This window comes from Rhizobacter sp. (assembly GCF_031412075.1).
Taxonomy (GTDB): Bacteria; Pseudomonadota; Gammaproteobacteria; order Burkholderiales; family Burkholderiaceae_C; genus Rhizobacter.
This window is the reverse complement of sequence record NZ_JANOCG010000468.1, coordinates 1-10895: the sequence shown is the minus strand read 5'-3', so window position 1 is coordinate 10895 and position 10895 is coordinate 1. Positions and strand designations below refer to the sequence as shown.

Genomic DNA, 10895 nt, shown 5'->3' with positions numbered 1-10895 from the left:
GCACCAGCACCTCGGGGTCGAGCGTCAAGGCTCGCGCGATCGCAATGCGCTGGCGCTGGCCGCCGGAAAACTCGTGCGGATATTTGCCGAAGGACCGTGCTTCCAAGCCCACTTTGTCGAGCAGGGCGCGGGCGCGACCCTCGCGCTCGGCGGTGTCGGCGCCGATGCCGTGGATGGTCATCGGCTCCACCAGCGTCTGGCCGATGGTGAAGCGCGGGTTGAGCGAGGCATACGGGTTCTGGAACACCACCTGGATGCGCTGGCGCATCGGCAGCATCTCGGCCTTGCTGAGAGCGAGCAGGTCGCGGCCGTCAAAGCGCACCTGCCCGCTCACCGGCCCGCCGCTCGGCTCGTGCAGGCGCAAGAGCGTGAGGCCCATGGTCGTCTTGCCCGAGCCCGACTCGCCCACCACGCCCAGCGTGTGGCCGCGTTTGAGTTGGAAGCTCGCGCCCTTGACGGCCTGGAACTCGCGCCGCCCGAAAACGCCGCTGCGCAACCAGAAACTCTTGGTCAGCGCCGTGGCTTCGATGATCACCGGTGCGGTCGGGTCTTTCGGCTTGCCGAGTGCCAAGTTGGCCACGCCGGAGATGTGGTCGTCGATCACCATCAAGCGCGCGCTGCGCTGCGCCAGCGTGGGCCGGCAGGCCAGCAGGGCACGCGTGTAGGCGTCTTGCGGGCTGGCGAAGATGCCGGCCACCGGGCCTTGCTCACGCACCGTACCCTGGCGCATCACCACCACGTGGTCGGCGATCTCACCCACCACGCCGAGGTCATGGCTGATGAAGAGCATGCTCATGCGGTGCTTTTCTTTCAGCTTGGTGAGCACGTCCAGGATCTGCCGCTGGATGGTCACGTCGAGCGCGGTGGTTGGCTCATCGGCAATCAGGAGCTTGGGTTCGCAGGACAGCGCCATCGCGATCATCACGCGCTGCTGCTGGCCGCCCGACAGTTCGTGCGGGTAGGCCTTCAGGCGCCGCTTCGGCTCGGGCAGGCCCACTTCGACCAGCAGCTCTTCGGCGCGCTGCAAGGCTTGTTTCGGCGTCAGGCCCAGGTGCTTGATCAGCGGCTCGCAGATCTGCTGGCCGATGTTGAACACCGGGTTGAGCGAGCTCATCGGGTCTTGGAACACACAGGCGATCTCACGCCCGCGCAAGGCCTGCAGCTGCGGCAACGTGGCGGCCAGCATGTCGCGGCCCTGGAAGCTGATGGCGCCCTGGCGCTCGGCGTTGTCGGGCAGCAGGTTCAGGATCGACATGGCGGTGACGCTCTTGCCCGAGCCCGACTCGCCGACCAAGGCGACGGTGGTGTTTTCGGGTACGTCGAAGCTCACGCCTTGCTCGCTACGTCCGACGGCCTGCACCCGTTGCACGACGCCGTCTTGTTTGCCGGTGCGAAAAGAAACCCGCAAATCTTTGATGGTCAGCAGAGCGCTCATTCCAGACCTCTCAGCTTGGGGTCGAGCGCATCACGCAGCGCATCGGTGAACAACGAAAACGCCGTGACAAACACCGCCATGAAACCGGTGGCCGCCACCAGCTGCCACCACTGGCCGAGGATCAGCTCGTTCTGCGCTTCTTGCAGCATGGTGCCCCAGGACACATCGTCGACCCCCACGCCCAGGCCCAGGTACGACAGGATCACCTCGAACTTGATGAAGGCCACCACCAGCAAGGACATGCGCACCAGGATCACGTGGCTCACGTTGGGCAAGATGTGGCGAAACATGCGCGAGCTGGTCGAGGCACCGATGGCCTCGGCCGAACGCACATAGTCGCGCACCGAGTGCTTCAGGAACTCAGCGCGCACCTGGCGGTACACACTCGTCCAGCCGACCAGGGCCAGGATGATGGCCACGCTGCCGATGCCGCGCCCAAAGATGACTGCAAACACCAGCAGCAGCAAGATGTCGGGGATGGCGGTGAACACGCTGTACAGCCACTCCAGAAAGTCGCCCACGTAGCGCCCGAAGAAGCCGGCCAGGGCACCGAGCACCGTGCCGATCAAGGCCGCGATCAGCGCACCGAGGAGGCCGACGAACACGGAGGTCTGTGTGCCCTTGGCCGCCTTGGCCAGCACGTCACGGCCCAGCCGGTCGGCGCCGAAGGGCAGCGTCTCGGCCTTGACCACCTCGACCGACTTGAACTTGGCCGCACGTTCGTCCCACTCCTTGTAGCGCGGCGCAAGCGGGTCGACCGCCGAGATGTCGACGTTAGGCCCCTTGGGCGACTCGATCACGCTTGCCTCGGTCTTGGGCGCCGGGCCCATGAAGGTGGGCGGTGCGCTGGGCACGCCCACTTCGTTCTGCCAGCCCTTGGCCACGAGGCCGGTGGCTGCCAGCACGATCAGGGCGATGAAAAACAGCACCACCGCCAGCGACACCATGCCCACACGGTCGGCACGCAAGCGCTTCCAGGCAGCGAACCACACGCCTTCCGGCCTGTCCATCACCGCGCTCATTTGAGAACCACCCGCGGGTCGGTCAGCTTGTAGAGGATGTCGGCCGCCAGGTTGATCAGCATGGTCAACATGGCGAGGTAGATCGCCACCGCCTGGATCACCGGGTAGTCGCTGCGGTTCACCGCCAGGATGATCTCGCGACCGAGGCCGGGGATGGAGAAGAACACCTCGATCAGGAAGGAGCCGACAAACACGCCGGGCAAAAGCAGCGCAATGTTGGTCAGGATGGGGATCATCGCGTTGCGCAGCACGTGGCGAAACAGCACCGTCTTTTCGGTCATGCCCTTGGCGCGCGCGGTGCGCACGTAGTCTTGGCCGAGTTCATCCAGGAAAAAGGTGCGGTACAGCCGCGTCTGCGGTGCCACGCCCACGGCCAGCGCAAGAAAGAGTGGCAGCGGCACGTAGACGAACAGGTTGGTCAGCAGGCTGTCACTCCAGCCCTGCACCGGGAACCAGCCGAGTTGGAAACCAAACACGTACTGGCCGATGATGATGTAGACCAGGAACGAGATCGACAGCGCGACCGTGGTGATCACCATCAGCGAGCGGTCGGCCACCGAGCCGCGGCGGTAGGCCACCCACATCGCGATCGGCAAGGCGATCAGCGTGTCCAGGATCAGGATGGGCAGCATCACCGTCAGCGTGGCCGGCAGGCGCGTGGCGAAGATGTTGCTCACCGCCTCATTGGTGGCCCAGCTGCGGCCCCAGTCGAAGCTGACCACGCTCTTGAGGTAGATCCACAGCTGCACGTACCAGGGTTTGTTCAGGCCGAGCTGCTCGCGGATGGCGTCGATCTGCGCCGCGCTGGCGTTGAGGCCACCGAGGATCTCGGCCGGGTCGCCGCCGACCCATTTGAACAAGAGGAACACCAGCAGCAAGACCCCGAGCAGTGTCGGGATCATTTGCAGCAGGCGCCGGATCACATAGGCGGCCATGGGTTTTGCATCTCGGGTGGAGCGTTGAACAAGGGTGTTGACCGCCAGGGTGAGGCGGGGTGCCGGGCGCCGCATGGTTTTGCAGCAGGCGCGAGTCTAAGCGGCGCTGAAATGCCCCTCGCCCCGCGTTTGCCCGGGGGCGGCGCACGCAACTTGCATGCCGAAGCGCCCTAAACTTTCAAGACATCCCACAAGGAGCAGTAAGTGACCCAACGGAGTGGCCTGATCGCGGCCCTGATGACGATGCTGGCGTTTGTTGCGCCGGCCAGCCTGGCGCAAGACGCCGCCGCACCCAAGGTGCTGCACTATTCATTTCGCGTCGCCGAGACCGGCTTCGACCCGGCGCAGATTTCCGACCTGTACTCGCGCACGATCACGGCCAACATCTTTGATGCGCCGCTGCAGTACGAATTCCTGGCACGCCCGTTTCGTTACCGCACCAACACGCTGGTTGCCTTGCCCGACGTCAGTGCCGATTACAAGACCTTCACCTTCCGTGTCAAGCCCGGCATCTACTTTGCCGACGACCCAGCGTTCAAAGGAAACAAGCGCGAGCTGGTGGCGGCCGACTATGTCTACTCTTGGAAGCGGCACTACGACCCGCGCCAGAAGAGCCCCAACCTTTACATCCTCGCCAACGCCAAGATCCTAGGCCTTTCCGAACTGCGTTCCGAACTCATGGCGGCCAAGAAGCCTTTCGATTACGAGCGTGAGGTCGAAGGCCTCAAGGTGCTCGACAAGTACACCTTCCAGCTCAGGACGGCCGAGGCCAACCCTCGTTTGCTGCTCGAACTGACCGACGGCTCAGTGTGGGGTGCGGTGGCGCGCGAGGTGGTCGATTTTTATGGCGACAAGATTATGGAGCACCCGGTGGGCACCGGGCCTTTTCGACTGGCGCAGTGGCGGCGTGCCTCGAAGATCGTGCTCGAGAAGAACCCTGGTTTTCGCGAACAGTTCTACGACGAAGATGCACCTGCCGACGACCCGCTGGCGCAGGCTGCGGTGGCGCGGCTCAAGGGCCGCAAGCTGCCGATGATTGACCGGGTCGAGATCGACATCGTGATCGAAAACCAGCCGCGCTGGCTGACCTTTCTGAGCGGCGACCACGACATCTTGTGGGAGCTGCCCAACGACTTCACCGAGATCGGTATGCCCAACAACCAGCTCGCGCCCAACCTGAAGAAGCGCGACATCGCGATGGTGCGCTACCCACGTGCCGACGTGTACTTTTCCTACTTCAATATGGAAGACCCGGTGGTGGGCGGCTACACACCCGACAAGGTCGCGCTGCGGCGTGCCATTCTGCTGGCGGTCGACGTTGAAAAGGAGATTCGCCTCGTGCGCAAGGGCCAGGCCGTGCCTTCGCAAGGCGCCATCGCCCCCAGCACCTGGGGCTACGACCCGGCGATGAAGACCGAGATGAGCGACCACGACCCGGCGCGTGCCAAGGCCTTGCTCGACATGTACGGCTACGTTGACAAAGACGGCGACGGATGGCGTGACCGCCCCGACGGCAGCCCACTGGTGCTGGAGTACGCGACCCAGCCCGACCAGCAGTCGCGCCAGCTGATCGAGCAGTGGCAGAAGAACATGGACTCGATCAACCTGCGCATCGTATTCAAAACCGCCAACTGGCCCGACAACCTCAAACAGTCCACCAACGGCAAGCTGATGATGTGGGGCGTGGGTTGGAGCGCGGGCTCACCCGATGGCGACACCTTTTTGGCACTGGGCTACGGCGGCAACAAGGGCCAAGCCAACAAGTCACGTTTTGACTTGCCTGCCTACAACTTGGCCTACGACCGGCAGAAGCGCATGCCCAACGGCCCCGAGCGCCAGACCGTGATGAACGAGGCACAGAACCTTCTGGTTGCCTACGCCCCCTACAAGCTGCACCTGCACCGCATCTTCACCGACCTGTCTCACCCCTGGGTGATCGGCTACCACCGCAACAACTTCGTGCGCGAGTTCTGGAAGTGGGTCGACATTGACACCGACCGTCAGCGCAAGGGCGGCCGGGCGCCATGAGCCACCCCCTCAACTGGCTGCGCGCCTGCCTGGGCCTGGCGTTCGCCGTTGCGGGTGGCGCGCTTGCGGCCGAGCCCCCGAAGGTCTTGCGCTACGCCTTCCCGGTCGCCGAAACGGGTTTCGATCCGGCGCAGGTGAATGACCTGTACTCGCGCATCCTCACCGCGCACCTCTTCGACGCACCCCTCACCTACGACCACCTGGCGCGGCCCTTCAAGTTGAAGCCCTCGACCGCGGTGGCCCTGCCCGAGATCAGCGACGACTTCAAGAGCTTCACCTTCCGCATCAAGCCTGGCATCTACTTCAGCGACGACCCGGCGTTCAAGGGACAGAAACGCGAGCTGGTGGCACAGGACTACGTGTACTCGCTCAAGCGCGTCTACGACCCCAAGCTCAAGGCGCCGGCCCATTCATACGTGGAAGACGAAGGCATCATCGGCCTGCAGGCCCTGCGAGATGAGGCGCTAAAAAGCGGCAAGCCCTTCGACTACGACCGCGAGGTGGAGGGGCTGAAGGCGCACGATCGCTACACCTTCCGCGTCAAGCTGCGCGAGTCTCGCCCGCGCCACCTGATGGCCATCTGGGCCGGGCGCGACGTCTACGCCGGTGCGGTGGCGCGCGAGGTGGTCGAGTTCTACGGCGAGCAGATCATGGCGCACCCGGTGGGCACCGGGCCCTTTCGCCTGGTGGACTGGCGGCGCAGCTCGCGCATGGTGTTCGAGCGCAATCCCACTTACCGCGAGCACTTCTACGACGCCGAGCCGAACGCCGACGATGCCCAGGGCCAGGCCTGGCTCAAGCGCTTCAAGGGCCGGCGACTGCCAATGATCGACCGGGTGGAGATCTCCGTCATAGAGCAGGCCCAGCCGCGCTGGTTGTCGTTTCTCAATGCCGAGCAAGACGTGTTGTACGGCCTGCCCGGCGAGTTTGTCGACCAGGCCATGCCGGCGGGCAAGCTCGCGCCGCACCTGGCCAAGCGCGGCATGCAGCCCTACCGGGTGCTCAACCCCGATGTGACGCTGACGGTGTTCAACATGGAACACCCGCTGGTCGGCGGCTACACGCCGGAGAAGGTGGCGCTGCGCCGCGCGATGGCGCTGGGCAACGACGTGCAGCGCGAGATCCGCAGTGTCTGGCGCGGCCAGGCGATCCCGGCGCAATCGATGATGCCGCCCTGGACAGCGGGTTACCGCGACGACCTGCGCACCGAGATGAGCCAGTACAGCCCGGCCCGCGCCAAGGCCTTGCTCGACCTGTACGGCTACCTCGACCGCAACGACGATGGCTGGCGCGAGCTGCCCGACGGCAGCCCGCTGCTGCTGGAGATGTTGACCCAGTCCGACGGCACCAGCCGCCAGCGCGATGAGGTGTGGAAGAAAGACATGGACGCGCTGGGCCTGCGCGTTTCGCTCAAGGTGGCGCAGTGGCCCGAGAACCTGAAGGCTTCGCGCGTCGGCAAGTTCATGTTGTGGCGTTTGGGTTCGACGGCCGGCTCGCCCGATGGGCAGGGCTCGCTGGAGCGCGACTACGGGCCGTCATCCGGCAAGAGCAACAGTGCGCGCTTCCAGTTGAAGGCCTTCGACGAGGTCTACGAGCAGCTCAAGATGCTGCCCGACGGCCCGCAGCGCCAGGCACTCTTCGACGAGGCCACCAAGTTCGTGGTGGCCTACATGCCCTATCGCATTGGTGTGCATCGCATCTTGACCGACCTCACCTATCCCCACGTGGTGGGGTTTCGGCGGCCGCCGTTTTGGCAAGACTGGTGGCAGTACGTGGATATTGCGCAGAAGGAGCAGCAGCCGTGAGCGTGTGGCGATGGACGACCTCAACAGCGGCGGCGGTGCTGGTGGCCGCGTTCGGTATGGGCGCGCAAGCACAAAGTGCAGCGCCGCCCAAGGTGCTCAAGTACGGCTTCCTGATCGCCGAAACCGGCTTCGACGCCGGGCAGATTCAAGACCTGTACTCCAGCATCGTGGCCTCGCACATCTTCGATGCGCCTTATCGCTACGACCACCTGGCGCGGCCCTTCAAGATCCGCCCCAACACCGCCGTTGACATGCCCGAGGTGTCGGCCGATTACCGCACCTGGGCCGTGCGCCTGAAACCCGGCACCTACTTCGCCGACGACCCGGCGTTCGCCGGCAAAAAGCGCGAGCTGGTGGCGGCTGACTACGTCTACTCCATCAAGCGCATCTTCGATCCCGTCAACAAAAGCCCGCGCTACGCCGGCTTTGCCGAAGAAAAGATCCTCGGCCTGGAAGCCTTGCGCGAGGCGGCGCTCAAGGGCGCGCCATTCAATTACGACAAGGAGATCGAGGGCCTGCGCGCCATCGACCGCTACACCTTGCAGATCAGGTTGCAGAACCCGCGGCCGCGTTTCATCTATCGCCTGTCGCAGAGCGCCATTGCCGGCGCCGTGGCGCGCGAGGTGATCGAAGCCTACCCGGGCAAGGCGATGGAGCATCCCGTGGGCACCGGGCCCTTCCGGCTCACCGAATGGCGGCGCAGCTCGAAGATGGTGCTGGAGAAGAACCCCAACTTCCGCGAGATGCTCTACGACGCTGAGCCCAACGCCGACGACGCCGAGGGCCAGGCGCTGCTCAAACGCTTCAAGGGCCGCAAGTTGCCCATGATCGACCGGGTGGAGATCAGCGTGATCGAAGCCAGCCAGCCGCGTTGGCTGTCCTTCCTTAACGCCGAGTTCGACGTGTCATGGGGGGTGCCGCTGGAGTTCGTCAACCAAGCCGCACCCAGCGGCAAGATTGCCCCCAACCTGGGCCGGCGCGGCATTCAGCTTTACCAAGACCTGGTGCCCGACCGCGTGATGGTGTACTTCAACATGGAAGACCCGCTGGTGGGCGGCTACAGCGCCGACAAGGTGGCGCTGCGCCGTGCCATCAGCCTGTCGATGGACATGCAGCGCGAGATCAACCAGATCCGGCGTGGGCAGGCGATACCGGCCCAGTCCATCGTGGCGCCCAGCACCTACGGCTACGACCCGAACTACCGCAGCGAGAACAGCAGCTACGACCCGGCGCGCGCCAAGGCCTTGCTCGACATCTATGGCTATGTCGACCGCGATGGCGACGGCTGGCGCGAGCAGCCCGACGGCAAGCCGCTGGTGATCGAATTCGCCACCACCCCCGACGGCCTGTCACGCCAGTTCGACGAGGTCTGGCAGAAGAACATCAATGCCGTGGGCCTGCGCAACGAATTCAAGATTGCCAAATGGCCTGAGCAGCTGAAGAAGGCGAGGGTGGCGCAGCTGATGGTGTGGCAGGTGGGGCAGTCGTCCGAAGCGCCCGACATGCAAGATGCCTTCGAGATGATGTACGGCCCTTCGTCGGGCAACCAGAACCTGGCTCGCTTCAAGCTGCCGGCCTTCGACGCGCTGTACGAGCGCATGCAGACCATGCCCGACGGCCCCGAGCGGCTCGCCGCCATGACCGAAGCCAACAAGCTGCTCACCGCCTACATGCCGCAGCGCTACACCGTGCACCGCATCTCCACCGACCTGGCCTATCCCTGGGTGATCGGGTTTCGCCGGCCTGCCTTCGGCAATCAGTGGTGGCACTACGTCGACATCGACAACAGCAAACGTCCTGCGCGCTGACCATGCACCCTGAACCGCAGATCACCCGCTACACCCGCTGGCTGGAACGTGAGCGCGGCCTGAAGTTCGACGCCACCACCACCGCCGGCTACGACGCCATGTGGCGCTGGTCGGTGAGTGACCTGTCGGGCTTCTGGGGCTCGATCTGGGATTACTTCGAGCTGCAGTCCCCCACGCCGCACACGGCCGTGCTGGTCGAAGACAAGATGCCAGGCGCGCAATGGTTCCCGGGGTCGCAGCTCAACTACGCGCAGCAGGTGTTCCGCCATGCCGAAGCGGCCCATGCGGCGGGCCACCCCGCCATCGTGTTCCAGAACGAGCGCATGGGCGAGCGTGGTGAGCTGAGCGAAACCAGCTGGCCCGAGCTGCGCCGGCAAGTCGCCTCACTCGCCGCGCGGCTCAAGAGCCTGGGCGTGCAACCGGGTGACCGGGTTGGCGCTTTCCTGCCCAACACCCCGCAAACGGCGGTCGCGTTTCTCGCGGTGGCGAGCGTGGGCGCCGTGTGGTCGGTGTGCTCGCCCGACATGGGGCCGGTGGCGGTGCTCGACCGCTTTCGCCAGATCGAACCGAAGGTGCTGATCGCCTGCGACGGTTATGTCTACGGCGGCAGCGCACACGACCGCTTGCCGGTGTTGCAAGGTCTGCTGGCCGAGCTGCCCAGCGTGCGCGATGTGGTGCTGTGGCGATACCTCGATGAAGCGGCCGATCCGAACTCGCTGGCCGGCTCGCAGCGCGCTGCACACGATTTCTCGGCGCTGACGGCCGACGCAGCGACGTTCGAGCCCACCTGGGTGCCATTCGACCACCCGCTCTGGGTTGTTTATTCCAGCGGCACCACCGGCCTGCCCAAGCCCATCGTGCACGGCCATGGCGGTGTGGTGCTCGAAGCGCTGAAGATGGTCCGCCTGCACAACAACTTAGGCCCCAGCGCCGAGACCGGCGACCGCTACCACTGGTACAGCGCCACCGGCTGGATCATGTGGAACGCGCAGGTCAACGGCCTGCTCTTCGGCACCACCGTCTGCATTTACGACGGCAACCCCGGCGGCAAAAGTTTAGCGCTGGGCGGCCCCGACTGGAACACGCTGTGGCGTTTTGCGGCCGACGCGACGGTCACCTTCTTCGGTGCCGGTGCGGCCTTCTACGCCAGCTGCCTCAAGGCCGACGTGGACCCCATGCAAGTGGCCGATCTGTCACATCTGCGCGGCCTCGGCTCCACCGGCTCACCGCTGGCGAGCGACTGCTACCGCTGGGTCTACGACAACATGCCCGAGGTGGATGGCCAGAAGATCTGGCTCAGCTCGCTCTCGGGCGGCACCGACTTCGCCGGCGCCTTCATCGCCGGCCTGCCCACGCTGCCGGTGGTCGAAGGTGAGATGCAGTGCCGTTGCCTCGGCGCGGCCGTCGAAGCCTGGAACGAACAAGGCCAGGCGCTCGTCGACGAGGTGGGTGAGCTGGTGTGCGTGAAGCCCATGCCGTCGATGCCCTTGTATTTCTGGAACGACAAGGACAACCGCCGCTACCACGACAGCTACTTCGACATGTACCCCGGCATCTGGCGCCACGGCGACTGGCTGCGCATCACACCTAACGGCGGCTCCATCATCTATGGCCGCAGCGACGCGACCATCAACCGCCACGGCATCCGCATGGGCACGGCCGAGCTGTACCGCGCGGTCGAAGCCTTGCCCGAGGTGCTCGACAGCCTGGTGGTCGACCTGGAATACCTGGGCCGCGAAAGCTGGATGCCGCTGTTCGTGGTGCTGCGCGAGGGCGTGATCCTCGATGACGCGCTGACGAAGCGCTTCAAGCAGGTCATCCGCGAAGCGCTGTCCGCGCGCCACGTGCCGAACGAGGTGTTC

General features: G+C 65.1%; 7 protein-coding genes. 4 read left to right on the top strand and 3 right to left on the bottom strand.

Annotated elements, in window-relative coordinates; all coding sequences use genetic code 11:
• The 3 genes from RMO40_RS17755 to RMO40_RS17745 all read right to left on the bottom strand — a co-directional run.
• Window positions 1-1435 (bottom strand): ATP-binding cassette domain-containing protein (locus RMO40_RS17755; protein ID WP_309724275.1); only part of this gene is annotated, 1435 nt, incomplete at its 3' end.
• The gene (locus RMO40_RS17750; protein WP_309724273.1) at window positions 1432-2445 is read right to left on the bottom strand and encodes an ABC transporter permease subunit; all 1014 of its coding nucleotides are present in this window, start codon (window positions 2443-2445) and stop codon (window positions 1432-1434) included. The genes RMO40_RS17750 and RMO40_RS17755, both read right to left, overlap by 4 nt.
• 8 nt (window positions 2446-2453) lie before the next feature.
• Window positions 2454-3392: an ABC transporter permease gene (locus RMO40_RS17745; RefSeq protein WP_296680930.1), complete on the bottom strand. Its 939-nt coding sequence runs from the start codon at window positions 3390-3392 to the stop codon at window positions 2454-2456.
• 204 nt (window positions 3393-3596) lie between these two features.
• Here RMO40_RS17745 and RMO40_RS17740 point away from each other — a divergent pair, with 204 nt between their 5' ends.
• The 4 genes from RMO40_RS17740 to RMO40_RS17725 all read left to right on the top strand — a co-directional run.
• Window positions 3597-5420, top strand: a complete 1824-nt coding sequence (locus RMO40_RS17740) for an ABC transporter substrate-binding protein (protein WP_309724269.1) — start codon at window positions 3597-3599, stop codon at window positions 5418-5420.
• Complete coding sequence (locus tag RMO40_RS17735) at window positions 5417-7225, top strand: ABC transporter substrate-binding protein (protein WP_309724267.1); 1809 nt, start codon at window positions 5417-5419, stop codon at window positions 7223-7225. Before RMO40_RS17740 ends, RMO40_RS17735 begins: the two co-directional genes overlap by 4 nt.
• A complete protein-coding gene (locus RMO40_RS17730) occupies window positions 7222-9033 on the top strand; it encodes an ABC transporter substrate-binding protein (RefSeq protein ID WP_309724265.1) in 1812 nt (603 codons plus the stop codon). Before RMO40_RS17735 ends, RMO40_RS17730 begins: the two co-directional genes overlap by 4 nt.
• A 2-nt stretch (window positions 9034-9035) precedes the next feature.
• Window positions 9036-10895 (top strand): acetoacetate--CoA ligase (locus RMO40_RS17725; protein ID WP_309724263.1); only part of this gene is annotated, 1860 nt, incomplete at its 3' end.